This window comes from Sphaerisporangium sp. NPDC088356 (genome assembly GCF_040685555.1).
Classification (GTDB): domain Bacteria; phylum Actinomycetota; class Actinomycetes; order Streptosporangiales; family Streptosporangiaceae; genus Sphaerisporangium.
In genome coordinates this window covers 25,102-45,722 of sequence record NZ_JBFBIK010000030.1, presented here as the reverse complement: position 1 = coordinate 45,722, position 20,621 = coordinate 25,102, and the positions used below count along the sequence as shown (strand labels likewise).

The following is a 20,621-nucleotide window of genomic DNA, read 5'->3' as shown; positions in this document are numbered from 1 at the left end:
GTGGAGATGTACGGACACCCACCCATTCGTGGCTACTCTGTCAAGTCGGCTGTCAAGCGACCCTGTGCGACCATCGGAGCACGTCGCCGGGGTTCGCCAGGCACGCGCCCCGCGGCACGCGCGCGTCGCTCCAGATCTCCAGCCGGGGAAAGACGCTCACCCCGTGCAGCCGGACACCGGCGTGCACGCTCACCTCGTCCCCGAGCGCGCAGAACCCCTCCAGCACCGCCGCCTCCCTGATCCGCACCGCGGCCCCGAGCACGGTGTCGGAGAGCCGGGCGCGCGGCCCGATGATGCCGTGCTCCCCGCACGCCACGCCGTGGAGCCTGGCGCCCTCTCCGATGTCCACCCCGTCGGCCACGTCGGAGTCCGCCAGCACGACCCCCGGCCCGATCTCCACGTCCCGCCCGACGCGGACGTTCGGCCCGATCAGCACGTCGCCGTCCCGGATCTTCTCGGCGAGCGAGCGGCCCGACACCTCGTCCTTGAGGTTGAGGCTGCTCTCGTGGATGCGCACGCCACGCGGGTGACTGGGAGCCGGGCGCATCCGCTCGCTGAGGGCCGGGTACTCGTCACGCAGGACCTCGCGCATGGTGCGCAGGAAGTCCTCGGGACTGCCGAGATCGCCGAACTTCGCGATCGGGTGGGAGGCCACCCGGGCGCCGGAGGCGATCAGGTACGGCAGCAGGTCCCCGCCCCAGTCGAGGCGGTGGCGGCTCAGCTCGGCCAGCGCGGGCCGGCGGGCCGCCATCCGCAGCGCGTCGCAGTCGACGAGGTACATCCCGGCGTTGGTCTCCAGGTCGCCGCCGCGCGCGAGCCGCTCGGCCGCGTCCCTGCCCGGCTTCTCGGCGAACCGGGACACCATACCGTCGCCGCCGCCCTCGCCGCCGCCCTCGCCGCCGCCCTCGCCGCCGCTGACCAGCACGCCGTACTTGCCCGCCGCCTCGGCGGGCGAGCGCGGCACGGTCGCGACGGTGACCGCGGCGCCGGACGCCCGATGCCGTTCGACCATCGCGGCCAGGTCGAAGTCGAAGATGGAGTCGGTCGGGAAGATCAGCGCGAGGCCGTTCAGATCCCAGTGGTCGAGGCAGCGCAGCGTCGCCTGCCCCGAGCCGGTGTTGGCGTGGTCGTGCCGGGGTCTCGAATAGTGCACCGAGACGCCGAGACGCGTGCCGTCGCCCAAAATCGCCTTGGTCTGGCACCGGTTCTCACTGCCGTTGGCCGCCACCCGGAAGTCGGTCACGCCCTGGGCGCGCAGCAGTTCCACCGCCCACTCGACGAGGCTGCGCCCCGCCAGCCGCATGGCCGCCTTGCTGCGCACGTAGTCGGGGGTGGTGAGGGTGAGCGGGCGTGCCCTGATGCCCTTCCCCCCGGCCAGCGCGATCCCGCGCACGTTCATGCGGCACCGTCGAGCACTGCGGTGTTGATCTTCTGGTAGCCGGTGACCAGCGAGTGCGCGGGATGGGCGGTGACGAAGATCTGCTCTCCGGCCAGCCGCGCCATCTCCGGCACGTACGGCAGGACCGCGGTGACCGGCGAGCCGTACGCCGTCTCCGCCTTCAGCACGAGGCCGTCCCCCAGCGTCGCGTCGGGCACCATGTTCACTACCAGGGCGCGCCGCGTGCAGCCGAGCCTGTCGGCCAGCGCGACGCTCTCCGCGGCGCCCGCGAGGTCGAGCCGGTCCGCCCTCGTGACGATGACCAGCGCGTCCGAGCAGGCCACCGCCATGACGGTCTCGGTGTTGATGCCCGTGTGGGTGTCCAGGATCAGCACGTCCAGGTCGAAGGCGCCGACGAGCCGGGTGAACCCCTCGTTCAGCAGTCCGACGTCGTAGCCGTTGGCCGTGATCTCGTTGATGGCCGAGACGCCGGTCCTCGCGGGCACGATGAACGGCCCGTCTCCCGGCGCCCGCGTGACCGCGTCCTCGATCTCACAGCGGCCGACCAGGTAGTCGGCGAGCGAGCACTTGGCGGGGCTGCGCATGAACCCGAACATCGTGTCCATGGCCGGCGACTGGATGTCCGCGTCCACGAGCGCCACCCGCCGGCCCTCGGCGGCGAGGAGCAGCGCCATGTTCGCCGCCATGCTGGACTTGCCCGCGCCTCCCCGGTAGGAGTGCATGGTGATGACCCGCGCCATCAGAACCCCATCCGGTGGACGGCCATCATCGTGATGTCGTCCGACTGTTCCGCCGAGCCGACGAACCCGTTGAGCGCGCCGTCCACCCGCCGCAGCAGGTCGGCGCCTGAACCGGTGCCGTCGCAAACCAGGTCGAGCATTCGTTCCTCCCCGAAGAACTTCCGGTCCGGCGCGCGTGCCTCGGTCACGCCGTCGGTGTAGATGAAGAGCACGTCACCGGGATCCAGATGGGTGTGGCCGAGCGAGAACGTCGAGTCGCGAAGGACGCCGACCGCCGGGCCCGTCGGCTCGAGGATGACCGGGTCGCGGCCGTCGGCCCGGATCAGCACGGGCGGGTTGTGCCCCCCGTTGACGTACACGAGGCTTCCCGTCGCCGGGTCCAGCACCGCGAAGAACATGGTCGCGAAGTAGCCCTGCCTGAGGTGGTTGCGCGTGAGGTAGTCGTTGGTCCCGGCGACGGCGTTCAGCAGCGGGGTCGCGCCCACGACGGGCACCGCGCGCACCTCGTCCCCGGCCATCAGGTCGACGGCGCTCAGGCCCTGGCTCCCGCTCTGCTCGGCGGTGTGCCGCAGCAGGCTGCGGATCAGCGCCATGAACAGCGCGGCCCCGACCCCCTTGTCGCACACGTCCGCCACCACCAGGCCGAGGCGGCGGCGGTTGACCAGCTCGAACACGTCGTAGAAGTCACCCGCGACCGTACGGGCAGGACGGTACCGCACGTCGATGCCCCAGCCCTCCGGCGTCGGCAGCGACTCCGGCAGGAAGCCCAGCTGGATCTCCCTGCCGATCTCCAGTTCCCGCTCGTAGCGGTGCAGGTCGGCCTGTGTCTCGATCTGCCGCAGCGTCCGGCCCAGCTCGGCCCGCACGTAGCAGCTGTGCAGCCGCGTGCGGACCAGGGAGGTCAAGAAGGGCGGCACCAGGTAGTCGAGCCCGCCGCGGATGTGCCGTTCGAGCGCACCGAAGTCGTCCTCGGTGAACGCCAGCATCACGGGGTGCCGCCCCTCGTCGTCCAGCCGCCTCGCGACGGCCCTGACGATGTTCGGCGGCACCCCCGCCGAGACCAGCAGGACGTCCAGAGGGGGCATCCGCTCGCCGGCGAGCACGTCTGCGGGCGAGCGGATCTGGACGTGCGTCCCGGCCTCCTCCAGCGCGTGCCGCAGTCGCGGCGGCAGCTCGGGGCTGTCGTCCAGGACTATTACGCCGGTCTGCGTCATGTCGCTCCATCCCTACGGATCCGCAGCGTGCTGATGTTGCGTCCGGCCACCCGTTCGTAGGTGAAGCCGTCCAGGGCGGTCAGCGCCAGGTAGACCCCGAGGCCGCCTATCCGGCGCTGCGCGACCGGCACGTCCTGCTCGGGGGTCTGGAGCCCGTCCCGGGGATCGAAGGGCTGGGCGTCGTCCTCGAACCTGAGCCAGACCGACTCGTCCTCGACGCCCCCTTCGACACCGAGCTCACCCTTGGTCTCCCGGTAGCCGTGGACGACGATGTTGGTCGCCAGCTCGTCCGCCGCCAGCCTCAGCCGGTGGGCGCGGGAGGCGGGCAGTCCGGCGCGCTCAGCGAGCGCGTGGACGTAACCCGCCACCTCGTCGAGTGCTTCGAGCGACGCGGGGATCCGGGGCACCGGAACCTCACGAACTGGTCATCTCGAAGCTGCGGTCGAGCCCGGCCATCCGGATGACCCGGATGACGGGCTCGGTCGCACCGGTGATGACGATGACGATGTCGTCGCCCAGCTTCTGCCGTGCGAACACCAGGGCCCGAAGGCCCGCGCTCGCGATGTAGGTGAGGTCCGCCGCCTGGATGACCAGGCGGCCGGCGCCCGTGGCGGCGGCGTCGTCGATCGCTTCGTGGAAGTCGGGCGCCGTCGAGGCGTCGAGCTCGCCGGCGAGGTAGATGGTCGCGATGTCCGCGTCCGTGCTGAGGGTTGCGGTGAATGCCACTGCGGTCCTCCTGGTCGTCGAAGCCGGGTCCGTGCGCCGGAGCCAGCCTGTTGGTTCGAGCGGTTCTGGGAGCCCTAGGCGCTGGTGCCGGTCAGGATGACGACCGAGCGCGGCCCTATGTGGTGGCGCCGGGGCTGCTCCAGCGCCGGCTCGGACCCCGGCTCGTGCGCGTCGTGCGGAGCCCTCGCCCCGGTGTCGGCGAAGACGCGCCAGGCGCCCCCGCCGGACAGCTCGGGCAGCTCCAGGTCGTGTCCCTCCCAGTGGGAGTTCATCGCCACGTAGACGTGGTCCTTCGCCCCCGCGGCGTCGCGCCCGCAGCGCATCACCACCAGCAGCCTGCTGCCGGGTGACCAGTCGGGTTCCCACGGCCGCACGCCGTGCCAGCTCACGTCCGGCAGGCCGACGCCGAGGAAGTCGACGCCGAGCGGATGCGTCGGCTCCCGCAGGACCGAGTGCGCCCGCCGGAACGCGATCAGCCGGCTGGTGAACCGCAGCAGCTCGGCGTTCGACGAGACCAGGTCCCAGTCGAACCAGGACAGCTCGTTGTCCTGGCAGTAGGTGTTGTTGTTGCCGAGCTGGGTGCGGCCCACCTCGTCCCCGGCGAGCAGCATGGGCACGCCCTGGCTCGTGAGCAGGATGGCCAGGGCGTTCTTCATCTGGCGCATGCGCAGCGCGTTGACGCCGGGGTCGTCCGTCGGCCCCTCGGCACCGCAGTTCCAGCTGTTGTTGTCGTTGGCGCCGTCGGCGTTGCCCTCGCCGTTGGCCTCGTTCCGCTTGTCGTTGTAGGAGACGAGGTCGTTGAGGGTGAAGCCGTCGTGCGCGGTGATGAAGTTGACCGACGCGGTGGGGCCGCGCCCGCCGTACAGGTCGGGTGAGCCCACGATCCTGGCCGCCAGCTCGCCCACGGTCCCCTCGTCGCCCTTGACGAACCTGCGCAGGATGTCGCGGTACTTGCCGTTCCACTCCGCCCAGCGTCCGTAGTTGGGGAAGTGGCCGACCTGGTAGAGGCCTCCGGCGTCCCAGGCCTCGGCGATGAGCTTGCTGTGCCGCAGGATCGGGTCGTAGGCGAGCTGCTCCAGCAGCGGAGGGTTGGGCAGCGGGCTGCCGTCGGGGCCGCGGTCGAGGATCGCGGCGAGGTCGAAGCGGAACCCGTCGACGTGGTACTCGGCCACCCAGTAGCGCAGGCAGTCGAGGACGAAGTCGCGCACCACGGGGTGGTTGCAGTTGACGGTGTTCCCCGTGCCGCTGAAGTTGTAGTAGTACCCCTCGGGGGTCAGCATGTAGTAGGTGGCGTTGTCCAGGCCCTTGAACGAGATCGTGGGCCCCTGCTCGTTGCCCTCGGCGGTGTGGTTGAACACCACGTCGAGGATGACCTCGATCCCGGCCTTGTGCAGGTCCTTGACGAGGGTCTTGAACTCGTCGGCCTGCATGCCGTACCTGCCGGTGGCGGCGTAGCCGGCCTTCGGGGCCATGAAGCCGACGGTGTTGTAGCCCCAGTAGTTGTACAGCCGCTCCCCCGTCACCGGGTTGCTGCGCGAGTTGTCGAACTCGTCGAACTCGAAGACCGGCATGAGCTCGACGCAGTTGACCCCGAGCTCACGCAGGTAGGGGATCTTCTCCCGCAGCCCGGTGTACGTCCCCGGCGCCGACACCCCCGAGGAGGGGTGCCGGGTGAAGCCGCGGACGTGCGTCTCGTAGACGACGAGTTCCTCGGTGGGAGTGCGCAGCGGCGCGTCGTCCTCCCAGTCGAAGTCCTCAAGGGCGATCACCGCCCGGTACTGGTACTGGTTGCTCCAGTCGGGCGCCGCTCCCCAGGTGTCGCGCCCGGACAGCAGCCGCGCGTGCGGGTCGGTGAGCACGGTTCCGACGTCGAACCTGTCGCCCCTGGCGGGGTCGAACGGGCCGTCGGCGCGGAAGCCGTACTCCAGGTCCTCGGCGTCGAGCCCGAAGACGGTCATGGCGAAGACGCTCCCGATGCGGTACTCGGGCGGGAAAGGCAGCTCCTCCATCGGCCTGTCGGCGCCGCGCTTGAACAGCACCAGCGTCATGGAGGTGGCGCGGTCGGAGAACACCGAGAAGGTGACCCCGCCCGGCACCACGTGGGCGCCGTAGGGGAACGGCCGGCCGTGGCCGACGCGGTACCCCGCGATCTGCCGCGTCGGGAACGAGTCGATGCGTTCGGCGGTCATGGCCGCACGCGCCCCATCTCGGTCTCGGCGTCCTCGCCGATCTCGAAGAAGTCCAGGAACCCCGTGGCCGACATCACGAACCTGACCTCGTCGGTCAGGCCCACCAGGACGATGCCCGTCGTGGCCTGCTGGGCGCGCCTGTAGAGCAGGAGCAGCATCCGCAGTCCCGCGCTCGACACGTACGGCACGCCGGTGAAGTCGACCAGCAGCCTGCCGGTCTGCCCGACCAGCGGCAGGAGCCGGTCCTGCAACGCGGGCGCGGTCGTGCTGGTGATCTCCCCGTCGAGACGGGCGACGGTGAAGCCGTCGACGACCCGGGTGGTGACGTTGACGCTCATCTGATGGCCTCCACCCTGACCTTGACCTTCACCCTGCCCGCCGCCTCCGGGAGACGGACGGTGAGTGCCTCGGCGTCGTAGTCCTCGTACGGCTCGCCGTCGATCTCCACGGCGCCGATCCTGACCGAGCCGGGGGGCAGCAGGTCGGGCGAGACGCGCAGGGTACGGTCGGCGAAGCCGTCCGGGTCCGGCTTGAAGTGCAGGTCCAGGTGCTTCCCGTTGATGAGCAGGTTGTTGTACACCGCCGACAGGAAGCACAGCTCCGAGGAGTGGTACATGCTCATCGAGTGGCTGCCCTTGAACCGCTCGGTGCCGAGCAGGTACGGCAGGCCGCTGGCGAGCACGTTGAAGTAGACCGCTCCCTCGTCGTGGTCGAGGAAGAACGCGTTGTAGAACGATTCCGCGGCGCGCGCCTCGTCCCTGAAGCGGTCCTGCCCGGTGGTCCCGAAGAGGATGAGGTAGGCCAGGATGGCCTGCTCCTGCTGCCACCAGGCCTTCCGGTCGTGCCAGACGAACCGGTAGCGGTCCTCGCCCTCCCTGCGCGCCCGCTCCACGACGTCGTACCAGCCGGCGCGCTGCCGGTCGCTGCCGATCGCCGGCATGATGTCGCCGATGTGCGCGGCGAGCTCGGCGTACTCGGCCTTGGGCTTGAGCGAGTGCATCCGCATGAGGTTCCATGCGATCTTCAGGTTGTGGCCGACGACGGCGCGGTTCTGCTGCCAGCCGTGGGTGGTGTCGTGCGACCAGTCGCGGTGGAAGCGCTCCTGGACGAACGGGCTGTTCTTGTCGTCGGGGAAGTGCTCGACGATGGTGTCGAAGGTGTACTCAAGGAACTTGGCGTACGCCGGGTCGCCGGTGGCGAGGTACAGGTTGATGAGGTACGCGGGGGCGTGGTCGCCGACCGAGTTCCAGTTCTTCCTGGCGCGGTTCTCGCCGAGGGACTCGTGGTCGGGGCTCAGCAGGATCGGGTCGATGTGCGAGAAGTAACCGCCGCCCTCGCGGTCCAGGAAGAACCGGTCGAACAGGCGCAGCGTCGCGTCCGCGTCGCTCTTGATCCGCGGGTCGCCCGTCACCCGGTAGGTCTGGATGGGGCCGGCGAGCGCGTAGATCTGCTCGTACATCGGGATGGCGTCGTAGTCGTCGGAGAACTCCGAGGTGAACAACTTGCGCTCGATGTCGCCGTCGACCTTGAGGCCGTGGTACCAGTAGACGATGTCCTCGTCGGCGTCGACGAAGCGCAGGTTCGCCCGCAGATACTCGGTGCCCCGCTCGGCGACCTCCAGGTAGGTGTCGTCGCCGGTCAGCATGTACGCCGAGGCCATACCGTAGACCAGCCTGGAGATCGTGTCGGTCTCCTGCACGTGGCTGCTGGTCTTCTCGCCGCCGAGCCTGATCAGCGTGCGGTACTCGGTGAAGTCCACCGGCCCGTCGCCGAACTGCGCCTTGCGGTAGAAGGCGGCGATCTCCTCCAACTGGTGGATCCACCAGTTCGACTCCTCGAAGCGGAAGTCGCCCGGCTTCCGGCCGAGGAAGATGATCCGCTTGGCGTCGAAGATCTGCTCGTCGCCGTGCGGGTAGAAGACCCCGTAGGCGAACAGAAAGCGGCCGGGTTCCAGCATCGCGTCGAGCCGGCCCGACGCGTCGGTGTACGGCTCGCCGAGGTTGCGCATCAGCTCGGCGCTGGGCTCGCCGTCGACCGAGACCTCGAAGCGGCGGCCGTCGGCGGTGGCGACGGTGGCGGTCCTGGCCTGCCTGTCGTAGGCGGTGACCTGACCGGCGATGGTGTCGGAGAAGGTGAAGTTCACGGGGTTCCACCCTTCTGTGCGACCAGGTCCTTCTGCGAGGACGGGTCCGTCTGTGCGAGCAGCTCCTTCTCTGTGAGCAGCTCGATGAGGGTCTTCGCGAACAGGTGGCAGTGCTGGCCGGACCGTCCGGTCACGAGGTCGCCGTCGACCACCACGTCCCTGTCGACGTACTCGGCGCCCATGTTCCGCACGTCGCCGACGAGGTTGTTGTGGCAGACGACCTTCCTGCCGCGCACGACGTACGGGATGGAGGCGGCCAGCCACATGCCGTGGCAGATGATCCCCTTGATGACCTCGGGACGGTCGAAGGCGCGGCGCAGGAAGTCGGTCGCGGGGGCGAGCCGGTCCACGTCCTCGGTGTAGCGCAACCGGTCCGACACCATCCCCGAGGGCACGATGACGGCCGAGTAGTCCGCCGGGTCGACGTGCTCCAGGCTGAGCGAGACGGTGAAGGGCGCGCGGTACTCGTGGCCCTTGAAGGTGAGGGACTGCTCGCCCCACAGCCGGGTGAGGAAGTCGACGGGCACACCCTGCTCGGCGAACCTGCGCTGATAGTAGAAGATCTCGGGCTCGTAGAAGTCGCTCTCCATGAGGATCGCGACGCGTGAGTTGGCCACGGTCACTCCGTGATGAGGTCGATGAGGAAGGGCCTGTCGTCCAGCAGCAGTCGCTCGACCGCCTCTTCCACCTGGCTGTGCTTCTCCACGCGCAGGGCCTCGACGCCCAGCCCGCGGGCGATGTCGACGAAGCCGAGGTCGGGGTAGGCCAGGTCGAAGGAGCGGGGGAAGGAGTGCGCGGGGATCTCCCGCTCGCGCCAGTACTGCTCGATGTTGAGGTCGAGCAGCCGGTAGCCGCGGTTGTTGCAGACGACGAACTTGGCGCCGACGCCCTCGCGAACCGCGGTGGCCAGCGCCTGGATGGTGTACATGCTCCCGCCGTCACCGGTGAAGCCGATGACGGTCTTCTCCGGATGCGCCAGCTTGATCCCGATCGCGCCGGGGATCCCGACGCCGAGCGAACCTCCGCGGGTCTGGAACCAGTGGCCCGGCAGCCGCGCCGGCAGGTAGGTGCCGAGCACGCCGGCGGCGGTCAGGCCCTCGTCGAAGATCATGACGTCCTCGGGAGCCCGCACGGCGATCTGCCGGGCGAAGGCGGCGAGCAGGGAGTCGTCCTCCGGCTCCTGGCGCGGCCGCTCGGCGCTCCGCCGGAGCCGCAGCGCCCCCGCCTCGCGCTCTCCGGGGGTCATCGAACGGCGCAGCTCGCCTTCGAGCGCGGCCAGCGTGGCCTTCGGGTCAGCGACCAGGCCGAGCGTCACCGGATGGTTCTTGGCGATCTCGTAGGCGTTCAGGTCGATGTGCACGATCCTGGCGTCCGGCCTGAAGGGCGAGACGAGGTCGGGGAAGACCTCGGGGAACAGGTACGTGCCGACGACCAGGACCGCGTCGGCCTTCTCCACCACGGCCCGGCTGACCTCGCCGAACATGTGGCCGAGCTGGCCCCTGAAGAGGGGGTGGCGGCCGTCGAAGGACATCTCCGACAGCTCCACCCCCCACACGTCGGCGCCCAGCAGCTCGGCCACGCGGGTGAGCTCCTCCTGGGCTCCGGAGGTGGCGACGCCGTCGCCCATGAGCACGAGCGGCGCCTCCGCGCCCCCGAGCAGCGACGCCGCCGAGCCGATCAGCTCGTGGACCGGCGTCACCGCGGTGTGCGGCAGCGTGGACGGCAGGACCGGCTCGTCATTGGGCTGGTCGAGCACGTCGAGCGGGAGGGACACGAAGACCGGGCCGCGCGGCGGCGTCATGGCGATCTTGAAGGCGCGCCGGAGCACGCGCAGCACCGACGAAGGGTCGGTCACCCGGGTCGCGTACTTGGTGACGGGACGGGCCATGGCGACCAGGTCGGCCGCCATCTGGCCGTCCATCGCCTCGTAGCGGACGCCGGACTCGCCGGCGACCACGACCAGCGGCGTGTGACCGCGCTTGGCCTGGTAGAGCATGCCGATCCCGTTGCCGAGACCGACCCCGCTGTGCAGCTGGACGAGGGCCGGGCCGCCGGTGGCGCGGGCGTACCCGTCGGCGATGCCGACCGCGACCGTCTCCTGCAGGGTCAGGATGTAGCGGAAGGCGTCGTACTTCTCCAGCGCGTCGAGGAAGCCCTGCTCGACGGTGCCGGGGTTGCCGAACATGTGCGTCATGCCGTCGGCGAGGAACTGCTCGATGATCGCCTCGTTGCCGCGTCTGGTCACGTCCGCCTCACCAGCCGAACCGGCGCAGGCCGTCTTCGATGGTCTCCACGATCTTCTGCCCGGTGAGGAAGGAGTCGGGGGTCGAGCGGCCCGTGATGAACGGGTAGTCGACGATGACCGAGGTCTCCTTGCCGAAGTTGCCGTGGTAGCGGCCCTCGGGTCCGGTGGCGTCGCGCAGGATGTACTCCAGCGGGTACGGCGGCGGCCCCATCACGAAGTCCGTGCCGAGGAACCCTGTGCCGTCCTTGTAGTCGTACTCCTTGCAGTGGCCGGTGACGTGCTTGCCCCAGATGATGCTCTTGCGGTCCTCCCACTCCCGCGCGAACGCCAGGCAGGCCACGCCGTAGCACTCGGCGGCCACCGGCTTGCCGGCGCGCAGGAACGACAGGATCAGCGCGTGGACGCGCTCGTTGTTGGCCAGGTCGACGATCGGGCCGCTGCCGCCGACGATCAGGATCGCGTCGTACTCGGCGATCTCGGCCTCCACGGCGGCCACCGCCCGGTGGTAGGCCTCAAGGCCGCGCAGGTAGCCGGCGTCGGCGGTGTACGGGCGCTCGGGCAGCCACCTGGAGATGTCCAGGGGGTGGTCCAGCCGGTCGGACTCGTCCAGCTCGCGCGTCAGCTTGGCGACCTCCGGAGAGGTGACCGACCGGCCGAGCGGCGGGTCGACGTAGTCGGGGTCCATGCTGGGCGGCAGCGCGTGCGCGCGCCGGCCGGTGGGGGTCGCGAAGACCACCTCGTAGCCCCGCTGGTCGAATTGGGTGAGCGGGCCGAGCAGTTCCTCGCCCCAGTAGCCGTGCTCGGACAGCACGACCAGAATCTTCCTGCTCATGGCTTCTCCTGGGGGCCGATGATCCAGTTCTCCCTGGAAGCCAGCGAGAACACGTGCGCGGGGTCGGCGACGGCGTCGAGCGCCGGCTTGACCGTTTCGGCGAAGTACGGGGAGGCCAGCGCCTCGCGGAGCGCGTCGACGTCGTCGAACCAGATCTGCTCGACGCTGTCGAAGCCCGCCTCGCCGAAGGTGTAGAAGCCGTCCCTGGTGTGGGCGTGCAGGTGACGGCGGAGCCCCGGCAGGCCGCTCACCGCGGGGGCGTAGCTGCCGAGGGTCTGCTTGCGGTAGTCGTCGAGGGAGAGACCGGGCCTGCGCTTGATCAGGGTCGTCAGCTTGACCCAGGACGGGCCGGCCTCGGTGAGCGGCGGGCCCGGCACGATCTCGTGGGCGTCGGTGTCGAGCACGATGGTCATCCAGAAGGCGGCCCAGTTGGGCTCGTCGAGCCGGGCGCCCTGGAGGAACTCCTCGGTCTGCAGGGAGGCGAGCTGCTCCTCCTCGTTGGCCAGCCAGATCTCCGCCATCCCCTGGTGCGGGAGCGCCGGGGTGCCACGGTCCCCGTCGAACGGCACCCGGGAGTCGATCAGGTAGCGCCGGATCTGCGGGATCTTGGCGGCGAACTTCACCGCGTGCACATGCACCCAGTAGTCCTGGAACTCCTCGGCGGTCATGCCCGGCTTCGGGGCGGCCAGGATGAACTGATGGATCATGGAATCTCCCTTTTCCGAGAGGATCTTGGAATTGAGGATCGCAGCGGAATTCAGGGACCGTCAAAGGACCTGCGGCGACTTCTCGACTTCGCCTCTTTAATCCGGAATTTAAGTCAAGTTGCATGGCATTCCGGAAATATCGGTTTATCCTCGGGCGGCTCGCGGCGCCCCGCGCCATCTGACAAAGTGCCCGGGGAATAAGCCGGATTCATGGCCACCGGCATCTTCCCGTCCTACTGTCCACCTCAACGGATGCCTGACCGAAAGGTGGCACATGAAAGGCGAGCTGACCGCCGCGGTGCGCCGCGGTGCCGTCGACGAGATCCGCGACCTGCTTCAGGCGGACGCCGATCCCGGCGAGCGCGACCCGGACACCGGGCTGACCGTTCTCATGATCGCTTCAGGCCGCGCCGACGCGCCCGCCGTACGAGCATTGCTCGCCGCGGGGGCCGACGTCTTCACGACCGACCCCAAGGCGGGCGCGACCGCCCTGCACAAGGCCTGCCAGGGCGGCAGCGCCGAAGTGATCCGCGACCTGCTCGACGCCGGGGCCTTCGTGGACTCGGTGGCCGCCACGACCGGGCACACCCCGCTCATGGACGCTCTGTGGTTCAAGTTCCCCGAGATCGTCGAGGTGCTCCTCGACCGGGGCGCCGGCCTGAACCTGTCCACCCACTACGGCTTCTCGCTGAAGGAGCACTTCGAGTACGAGCTCAACGTCAACACCTTCGGCAAGGAGCGGCTGGTCGAGTCCGACAAGCTGCTGCGGGCCAGGCAGGAGTCCGACGAGGCGACGGCGAGCGGCCACGCGCTCATGAACGCGGTCACCGCGGGCGACGCGCCCGCGGTGCGAAAGCTGGTCGCCGACGGCTTCCCCGTCGACATGCGCTGGCCCGTCGTCAACGGGTTCAACGACGCGCACACCGCGCTGCTGGTGGCGTGCCGCGACGGGCACACCGAGATCGTCGAGACCCTGCTCGCGGCCGGCGCCGACGTCAACGCGATCGAGCCCACGTTCGGCGCCGTACCCCTGCACAAGGCCGTCTACAACGGGCACGTCGAGATCACCCGGATGCTCGTCGGCCGGCCGGGCATCGACCTCGGGTTCCAGGGCGCCACCAACGGCTACAGCCCCCTGCACGACTCCCTCTGGCACGGCTACGCCGACTGCGCCAGGGTCCTCGTCGAGGCCGGGGCACCGCTCGGCCTGGTCGGGCACGACGGCAAGACCCCCCGGGACCTCGCGGAAGAGGTGCTGGGCGGCGACCACGAAGTGACCCTGCTCATCGCGGGAGGCGGCCATGATGGAAACTGAGGCACTCGTCGTCGGCAGCGGGTTCGGCGGCGCGATCGCCGCGCTGCGGCTCGCGGAGGCGGGCGTCCAGACGCTCGTGATGGAGCGCGGGCGGCGCTGGCCCATCACCGACGCCCACGACACCTTCGCCACCTACGACGCCCCGGACGGGCGGGCCGCCTGGCTCAGCCCGGTCACCGTGGCCCCGGCGCAGGAGGGGCTCCCGATCGACGTGTACGCGGGCGTGCTCGAACGCGTCAAGGGCGACGGCATCGACGTCCTCGCCGGCGCGGGCGTCGGCGGCGGGTCCCTGGTGTACAACACCGTGCTCTACCAGCCGAGGCGCGACCTGTTCGCCCGCGTGTTCCCCGCCTGGCTCGACTACGACGAGCTGGACGACGTGTGGTACCCCAAGGTCCGCGAGGCCGTCGGGGTGTCGCGGATGCCGGCCGACGTGCTGGCCCACGAGCACTACCGGGGACAGCGGGTGCTGCTCGACGAGGCCGCCGCCGCCGGGATCCCGGCGCGGCTGTTCGACCTCGGGCTCGACTGGGACGTCATCCGCGCCGAGCTCGACGGCACCATCCCCCCGTCGCTGATCGCCGGCCAGGTCTGGTACGGCGCGAGCAGCGGCGCCAAGCGCAGCCTCGACCGCACCTACCTGGCGCGGGCGGAGGCCACGGGCAAGGTGGAGGTGCTGCCGCTGCACGTCGTCACCGACGTGCGCGAGAACGGCTCGGGCTACGTGGTGGCCTTCAACGAGATCGACGACAACGGCCGGGTGCTGGCACGCCGGGAGGTCCACACCCGGCACCTGTTCCTGGCCGCCGGATCGGTCGCCACCACGAAGCTCCTGGTCCGCGCCCGCGACACCGGCGTGCTCCCCAAGCTGGCGGACGCCGTCGGCACCCGGTGGGGCGCCAACGGCGACCTGGTCATCATCAGGAGCGGCCTGCCGCCCACGGGACCCAGCGAGGGCGGCCCGGCCGGCGCCGTCCTGGAGGACCTCGACAACCCGGTCGCCCCCATCGCCATGGCCGCCATGCCCGTGCCCCAGGCCGGGATGCCCGAGGGCTTCATGGGCCTCATCGGCATGGGCCTCGGCCCGCCCAAGGGCTCGTTCGGCTACGACGGCCGCACCGACTCGGTGAAGCTCTACTGGCCCTCCGACGACCCCGAGGTCACGGTCATCGCCGACGGGGCCCGCTCGACGTTCGAGAGGCTCGGCACCGGGAAGATAGAGGCCATCGACGCCGGCACCACGGGCCACCCGTGCGGCGGCGTGCCCATCGGCGTCGCGACCGACGAGTACGGCCGGGTCAACGGCTACCCGGGGCTCTACGTCGTCGACGGCGCGCTCGTCCCCGGCGGCAGCGCCGCCTGCACCAACCCCGCGCTCACCATCGGCGCGCTCGCCGAGCGGGCGATGGCCGCCATCGTCCCCGACATCGTGGAGGGATAGAGACCGATGACGTCTCCAAGACAGGCGGCCCTGGTCACCGGGGGTTCCAGCGGGATCGGCCTGGCGGTGGCCGGGGCCCTGGTCGCACGCGGGTTCGAGGTGACCGTGCTCGGCCGTGACACCGGCAGGCTGGGCAAGGCCGTGGACCGGCTCGGCGGCGAGTCCGCCGGCCGAGGTCCCGGCGGCCCCGCCGTCCACGGCGTGGTGGCCGACGTCGCGAAGCCGGGGTCCGCGCAGGCCGCGGTCGCCGCCCACATCGAGCGATGGGGGCGGCTCGACGTGCTGGTCAACAGCGCCGGCGTGCTGGCGGCCGGCCCCCTCGACTCCTACACCGAGGCGACCGTGGCCGAGGTGCTCGACATCGACCTCCGCGCCACGATCCTGTTCTGCCAGGCGGCGCTCCCCTACCTGCGCAAGTCCGCGCGCGACGGCGGGCGGCCCCTGATCGCCAACATCGCCTCGGTCTCCGGCAAGCGGGCGGACCCCGGGTTCTCCCTCTACTGCGCGGCCAAGTTCGGGGTGGTGGGCTTCACCGCCGCCCTGCACCAGGAGCTGCTCGGCGAAGGGGTCGCCGCGTGTGCGGTATGTCCGGGACTTGTCGACACGCCGATGGCAGACTGGGCACGCTCATGGGCGCCGAGGTCCTCGATGCTCCGCCCCGAGGACGTGGCCGGCGCCGTCCTGCGCGTGATCGACATGCCCACGGGCCGCGTGCCCGCGGAACTCAGCGTCTAATAGGAGGTCCGTGAGCACCGCCCACTCACCCAGGCTGCGCCACCTGGCGGGCTCCACCAAGGAGACGCACGCGTCGTGGCTGGAGCTCTTCTTCGACCTGGTCTTCGTCGTCGCGGTCTCCGAGCTGGCCCGCACGCTGCGAGAAGATCTGACCGCCCACGGGTTCCTGATCTTCCTGGCGCTGTTCGTCCCGGTCTGGTGGATCTGGATGAGCTTCGCCTACTACGCCGACCTGTTCGAGACGGACGCGGCGCACTTCAGGATCGCTCTGTTGGCCGGCATGTTCGGCTCGCTCATGCTCGCGGCAACCATCAGCGTCGCGGCCGGCCCCTCCTCCGGGGCCGGCCTCGGCGGCCCGCACGGCTTCGCGCTGGCCAACGTCGCCCTCCAGGCGATCCTGGTCGCCCTGTACGGCTACGCGCGGCGCGCGGCGTCGCAGAACGCCACCGACCACTCGCCTCCGCACGGCACGGCCGGGAGCCAGGCGACGCCGGATGAGCCGGGGAACGCGGTGCAGAACGCCGCGCTCCGCCAGCTCTGCGGCATTTACGTGGCCGGGTTCGGGTGCGGCGGGGCCCTGTGGCTGCTCTCGGTGTTCGTCTCGTCCCCCTGGCACGTGGCCCTGTGGGCGCTGGCGCTGATGGTCGAGATAGCCACCCCGTTCCTGGCCTACCTGATCGTGCGCTCACCCCCCGCGCACGCCTCCCACCTGCCCGAACGGCTCGGCCTTTTCACGCTCATCGTGCTCGGCGAGTCGGTGCTCGCCGTCGCGTGGGGGGCGCGGGGCACCGGCCTGGCCCCCGCCGCGTTCCCCGTGGCGTTCTTCGCGTTCGTCATCGCCGCGTGCCTGTGGTGGGTGTACTTCGAGCACGTCGACCACGGTGTCATCATCCACGCGCTGACCGGCGGGCGCTCCACGCTCGTGCGCGGCTTCGCCTACGGCTACGGCCACCTGCTCATCTTCGCCGGGCTCGCCTCCACCGCGGTCGGCTCCGAGGTCCTCATCGAGCACGCCTCCGACGACCACCTCCCGGCCGGCGCGGGCCTCGCCCTGGCCGGCGGGGCGGCCGCCTTCCTGCTCGCGACGACCGCGGCGCACCTGCTGATCCGCCGGCCGCTCAGCAGGCGCCTGATCGCCGCCCGCGTCGCGGCCGCGGTGAGCGCTCTGGCGCTGGGCACGGCCTCCGGGGCCCTGTCGGGGCTGGCGGTGACCGCGGCCCTCGCGGGCATCCTGGCGCTGCTCACCTGGGCGGAGATCCGGCACCGGCCGCGACCGGACGGGCCTGGCCGGCCTCCGTCGCATCCGCCGCCGGCCCAGGCGTCGCATCCGCCGACCGGCCTGGCAGCCTCACCAGGAAGCGAGTATCCCCGGGCCGCGAGCGAACCGTGATCGACCCCCGGTGACGCCTGGTCACGATGCGGTGGGTCAGGTGCAGGCCCAGCCCGGTGCCCGCCCCGATGTCCTTGGTCGTGAAGAACGGCTCGAACACGCGCGGCAGCACCACGGGGTCGATCCCCGGGCCGGTGTCGGCGACCTCGACCACGACGCAGCCGCCCTCGCCGCGCGCGCTGATCCTCAGCTCGCCGCCGCCCGCCATGGCGGCGGCCGCGTTGTCGATGAGGTTGGTCCACACCTGGTTGAGCTCGGTGGGATAGCCCGGGATGCGGGGCAGCGGCTGGGCGTACTCGCGGACCACGGTGACGCCCGCCAGCTGCGGGCGCAGCATCGCCAGCGTGGCCTCCAGCCCCTCGCGGACGTCGACGTCCGACTCGGGGGCGCGGTCGAGGTTGGTGTACTCCTTGGTGTTCCTCACGATCGCCGAGACGCGCGTCCCGGCGTCGCGCACGTCCACGGCGGATGAGCGCACCCGCAGGCTTTCTGAGAGGTAGCGCAGCGCGGCGGGCAGGCGGTCGGGCCGCAGGCGCCCCGCGAGGTCCTCCAGCCAGCCGACGTCGAGGCCGCGCTCCACCAGCAGTTCGGCGAGGCGGGCCCCGTCGTCGAGGCCGTGGTCCTCCGCCCAGTCCTGGAGCCGCTCCTCCACCTGGCTCACGCCGAGCGCGTCGCCGGGCCCCGAGCCCCGGGCGCGGGCACGCCAGTCGCGCTGCGCGGCCCGTACGGCCTCACGCTCGCTCGCCGTCGCGGTCTCACCCCAGATCTCGGCCGCCTCCTCCAGCTCGGCCACGGCGTCGTCCAGCTCGCCGATGGCGCGGGTGACCGCGGCCACGGGGTTGTTCAGCTCGTGGGCGATGCCCGCCGCCAGGGTGCCGAGCGAGGCCAGCGTGGAACGGCGCCCGGCGCTCACGATCATGTCCTGGGCGCGGAGCGCGAGCACGGGGATGACCAGCTCCGACACGGTCGGCGTGAGCACCAGCATGTGCAGGAAGGCGTCGCGTTCGTAGAGCGCGACGCGGCTGTCGCCGACGGAGGTGGCCGTGGCGAGGTAGGCGTCGCCGGCCAGCACGCACAGCTCGCCGGTGAAGGTGTGAGCGAGCGACGCGCGGGTCTCCGCGTCCGGCCGGGTCGAGTGCCGGGCCAGCACCTCCTCGCGGTCGTCGACCACCTTGGAGATGAGCAGCTCGCCTTCCAGGAGCACGACGAAGAACCTCGCCGGAGCCCCCTCGGTGAACAGCACCTCGCCGTCTGCCAGCTCGCGGGAGCGGGCCGCCGCCGACAGCCAGCCGTACTGGTCGTCGGTGAGTCCGTGGAAGAGCGGATGCGCCCGCAACTCCTCCGGGAGCACGCCTGTGTCACCCATGGATGGGCTCCTCTCACGCCGGTGAAGGGAGCGTTACACCGGCCGTGCGGGAGGTCAAAGCATCCGTCTGCACTTTGTCGGGTGTGCGGGGGCGCCAGGAAGCGGAGAGCCTGATTCGCCGGACTTAATCAGGTCCGCGTCCGCATTCGTATCCATGTGCTTACGCTGTGGATCACTTGGCCTGTGCAACTTCCCGGACATGGAGGCCGCTGTGGCCCAATGCTCGCACGTTGACCAGATCCGCGAGGTGGCGGCGACTTCCGACGGGTGCCAGGAGTGCCTGGCGCTCGGGCAGCGCTGGGTGCACCTCAGAGAGTGCCTCAGCTGCGGTCACGTCGGCTGCTGCGACTCCTCCCGCGGACGGCACGCGACCAAGCACCATCGCGCCAGCGGCCATCCGATCGCCGCCTCGGCCGAGCCCGGCGAGAGCTGGGCGTGGTGCTACGTGGACGAGGAGGTCATCGAGAATTGAGTGACGAGACCGGCAGGCCGGTGATCCTCGCCGTGGACGACGATCCGCAGGTGCTGAGGGCGGTCAGGCGCGACCTGCGCTCGGCCTACTCCAGCAGCTACCGGGTGCTCGGCGCGTCGTCGGGCAAGGAGGCGCTAGGCATCCTGGACGCGCTCGACGAGCGCGGCGACGACCCCGCGCTCTTCATGGTCGACCAGCGGATGCCGGAGATGACCGGCGTGGACTTCCTGCTGGAGGCCGGCGCGCGGTTCCCCGACGCCAGACGCGTGCTGCTGACCGCGTACGCCGACACCGACGCCGCCATCACGGCGATCAACCGGGTCAGGCTCCACCACTACCTGATGAAGCCCTGGGACCCTCCCGAGGAGCGCCTGTTCCCGGTGCTCGACGACCTCCTGTCCGACTGGCTGGCCTCCTACCGGTCCGCCTACCAGGGCATCAAGGTCGTCGGGTTCCTGGTCTCCCCGGCGACCCACGCGGTCAGGGACTTCCTCACCCGCAACGAGCAGCCCTTTCAGTTCCTGGACATCGACCTCGATCCGGAGGCCACGCGGCTGGCCGAGGGGCGCACGGACTCCCTGCCCCTGGTGCTGTTCCCCGAGGGCGACCACCTGTCGGCGCCGAGCAGCGCGCGGCTCGCCGAGCGCCTCGGCCTTTCCGGGACGGCCTCACGACCGCACTACGAGACCGTCATCATCGGCGCGGGCCCCGCGGGGCTCGCGGCGGGGGTCTACTCGGCCTCCGAGGGGCTGTCCACCCTGCTGGTGGACTTCGACGTCCCCGGCGGGCAGGCGGGCACCTCCAGCCTCATCGAGAACTACCTCGGCTTCCCCGCGGGGCTCTCCGGGCGCGACCTGGCCCGCCGTGCCGTCTCGCAGGTGCGCCGGTTCGGCGCGGAGCTGCTGTATCCCGTCGAGGTGACAGGCCTGCGAAGGGCCGACCCCGCGCGGATCATCACGCTGGCCGACGGCACCGAGATCAGCGCGGAGGTGGTGCTGCTGTCGATGGGGGTCTCCTACAACCGCCTCGATGTCCCCGGCGCCGACCGCTTCGCGGGCGCGGGGCTCTACTACGGCGCCGCGACGACCGAGAGCCAGTCGTGCATCTCCCAGCACGTCTACGTCATCGGGGGCGCCAACTCGGCCGGCCAGGCGGCCCTGCACTTCGCGAACTACGCCAGCAGGGTGACCATGCTGATCAGGGCCGGGTCCCTGGAGGCGGGGATGTCGCAGTACCTCGTGGACGAGATCCTCAGGACTCCCGTCATCGAGGTACGCCTTGGGACGCGCGTCGTGGAGCTCGACGGAGAGGAGCGTCTGGAGCGCATCACGCTCACCGACGTCCTCACCGGCGAGACGACCGAGGAGCCCGCCCACTTCGTCTTCACCTTCATCGGCGCCCGGCCGCGTACCGGGTGGCTGGACGGCTCTGTGGAGCGCGACGACCACGGGTTCGTGGTGACGGGGCCGGACGTGCCACCCGCGAGCTGGGACCTTTCGCGCGGGCCGTACCTGCTGGAGACCAGCGTGCCCGGCGTCTTCGCGGCGGGCGACGTGCGCGCCCGTTCGGTCAAGCGGGTCGCGTCGGGGGTCGGCGAGGGGGCCATGGCGGTGGCGCTCATGCACCGTTATCGCGCCAGCACATAATCCCCTAAAAAGCTAAATCCCTACGAAACTCCATTATTCAAGAATTCACACGATTTATACA

Annotated in this window: 18 protein-coding genes and 1 pseudogene; 6 read left to right on the top strand and 13 right to left on the bottom strand. The window is 70.7% G+C overall.

Translation table 11 applies throughout. The features are described from left to right. Positions 1 to 52: 52 nt before the first annotated feature. From AB0O34_RS14225 to AB0O34_RS14170, 12 genes are all read right to left on the bottom strand, one after another. On the bottom strand, positions 53 to 1,399 hold the full coding sequence (locus AB0O34_RS14225) for an NDP-sugar synthase (RefSeq protein ID WP_363915769.1): 1,347 nt from the start codon (positions 1,397 to 1,399) through the stop codon (positions 53 to 55). Then, complete coding sequence (locus AB0O34_RS14220; RefSeq protein ID WP_363915768.1) at positions 1,396 to 2,139, bottom strand: MinD/ParA family protein; 744 nt, start codon at positions 2,137 to 2,139, stop codon at positions 1,396 to 1,398. Before AB0O34_RS14220 ends, AB0O34_RS14225 begins: the two co-directional genes overlap by 4 nt. Next, entirely contained in the window at positions 2,139 to 3,353 is a 1,215-nt protein-coding gene (locus AB0O34_RS14215) for a PP2C family protein-serine/threonine phosphatase (protein ID WP_363915767.1), read from the bottom strand. The genes AB0O34_RS14220 and AB0O34_RS14215 overlap by 1 nt, the downstream gene beginning before the upstream one ends. Continuing rightward, positions 3,350 to 3,760: an ATP-binding protein gene (locus AB0O34_RS14210; RefSeq protein WP_363915766.1), complete on the bottom strand. Its 411-nt coding sequence runs from the start codon at positions 3,758 to 3,760 to the stop codon at positions 3,350 to 3,352. Before AB0O34_RS14210 ends, AB0O34_RS14215 begins: the two co-directional genes overlap by 4 nt. Positions 3,761 to 3,767: 7 nt before the next feature. Next, entirely contained in the window at positions 3,768 to 4,079 is a 312-nt protein-coding gene (locus AB0O34_RS14205) for an STAS domain-containing protein (RefSeq protein ID WP_363915765.1), read from the bottom strand. A gap of 74 nt (positions 4,080 to 4,153) precedes the next feature. Then, on the bottom strand, positions 4,154 to 6,268 hold the full coding sequence (gene glgX, locus AB0O34_RS14200) for a glycogen debranching protein GlgX (protein ID WP_363915764.1): 2,115 nt from the start codon (positions 6,266 to 6,268) through the stop codon (positions 4,154 to 4,156). Next, entirely contained in the window at positions 6,265 to 6,606 is a 342-nt protein-coding gene (locus tag AB0O34_RS14195; RefSeq protein ID WP_363915763.1) for an STAS domain-containing protein, read from the bottom strand. Before AB0O34_RS14195 ends, glgX begins: the two co-directional genes overlap by 4 nt. Then, positions 6,603 to 8,411, bottom strand: coding sequence for an AGE family epimerase/isomerase (locus AB0O34_RS14190; RefSeq protein WP_363915762.1), 1,809 nt, complete (start codon positions 8,409 to 8,411; stop codon positions 6,603 to 6,605). Before AB0O34_RS14190 ends, AB0O34_RS14195 begins: the two co-directional genes overlap by 4 nt. Further along, positions 8,408 to 9,028 carry a DJ-1/PfpI family protein gene (locus AB0O34_RS14185; protein ID WP_363915761.1) on the bottom strand — a complete coding sequence of 207 codons (621 nt, stop codon included), beginning with the start codon at positions 9,026 to 9,028 and terminating at the stop codon, positions 8,408 to 8,410. The genes AB0O34_RS14190 and AB0O34_RS14185 overlap by 4 nt, the downstream gene beginning before the upstream one ends. A gap of 2 nt (positions 9,029 to 9,030) precedes the next feature. Continuing rightward, entirely contained in the window at positions 9,031 to 10,656 is a 1,626-nt protein-coding gene (locus AB0O34_RS14180; RefSeq protein WP_363915760.1) for a thiamine pyrophosphate-binding protein, read from the bottom strand. A 7-nt stretch (positions 10,657 to 10,663) separates the two neighbouring features. Then, a complete protein-coding gene (locus AB0O34_RS14175) occupies positions 10,664 to 11,488 on the bottom strand; it encodes a type 1 glutamine amidotransferase domain-containing protein (RefSeq protein WP_363915759.1) in 825 nt (274 codons plus the stop codon). Beyond that, positions 11,485 to 12,195, bottom strand: a complete 711-nt coding sequence (locus AB0O34_RS14170) for an EthD domain-containing protein (protein WP_363915758.1) — start codon at positions 12,193 to 12,195, stop codon at positions 11,485 to 11,487. Before AB0O34_RS14170 ends, AB0O34_RS14175 begins: the two co-directional genes overlap by 4 nt. Positions 12,196 to 12,469: 274 nt before the next feature. Here AB0O34_RS14170 and AB0O34_RS14165 point away from each other — a divergent pair, with 274 nt between their 5' ends. From AB0O34_RS14165 to AB0O34_RS14150, 4 genes and pseudogenes are all read left to right on the top strand, one after another. Then, positions 12,470 to 13,510 carry an ankyrin repeat domain-containing protein gene (locus tag AB0O34_RS14165; protein ID WP_363915757.1) on the top strand — a complete coding sequence of 347 codons (1,041 nt, stop codon included), beginning with the start codon at positions 12,470 to 12,472 and terminating at the stop codon, positions 13,508 to 13,510. Next, positions 13,497 to 14,951 carry a GMC oxidoreductase gene (locus AB0O34_RS14160; protein WP_363915756.1) on the top strand — a complete coding sequence of 485 codons (1,455 nt, stop codon included), beginning with the start codon at positions 13,497 to 13,499 and terminating at the stop codon, positions 14,949 to 14,951. The genes AB0O34_RS14165 and AB0O34_RS14160 overlap by 14 nt, the downstream gene beginning before the upstream one ends. A gap of 6 nt (positions 14,952 to 14,957) precedes the next feature. Continuing rightward, positions 14,958 to 15,686: an SDR family oxidoreductase gene (locus tag AB0O34_RS14155; RefSeq protein WP_363915755.1), complete on the top strand. Its 729-nt coding sequence runs from the start codon at positions 14,958 to 14,960 to the stop codon at positions 15,684 to 15,686. A 10-nt stretch (positions 15,687 to 15,696) separates the two neighbouring features. Next, positions 15,697 to 16,911, top strand: a pseudogene (locus AB0O34_RS14150) (low temperature requirement protein A); the annotation flags it as partial. 16 nt (positions 16,912 to 16,927) lie between these two features. On the opposite strand, the gene AB0O34_RS14145 reads toward AB0O34_RS14150, so the two are convergent. Further along, positions 16,928 to 18,442, bottom strand: coding sequence for an ATP-binding protein (locus AB0O34_RS14145; RefSeq protein ID WP_363915754.1), 1,515 nt, complete (start codon positions 18,440 to 18,442; stop codon positions 16,928 to 16,930). Between the two features lie 211 nt (positions 18,443 to 18,653). On the opposite strand from AB0O34_RS14145, the gene AB0O34_RS14140 reads away from it, so the two are divergent. Continuing rightward, positions 18,654 to 18,914, top strand: a complete 261-nt coding sequence (locus tag AB0O34_RS14140) for a UBP-type zinc finger domain-containing protein (protein WP_363915753.1) — start codon at positions 18,654 to 18,656, stop codon at positions 18,912 to 18,914. Next, positions 18,911 to 20,560, top strand: a complete 1,650-nt coding sequence (locus AB0O34_RS14135) for an FAD-dependent oxidoreductase (RefSeq protein WP_363915752.1) — start codon at positions 18,911 to 18,913, stop codon at positions 20,558 to 20,560. The genes AB0O34_RS14140 and AB0O34_RS14135 overlap by 4 nt, the downstream gene beginning before the upstream one ends. Positions 20,561 to 20,621 lie beyond the last annotated feature (61 nt).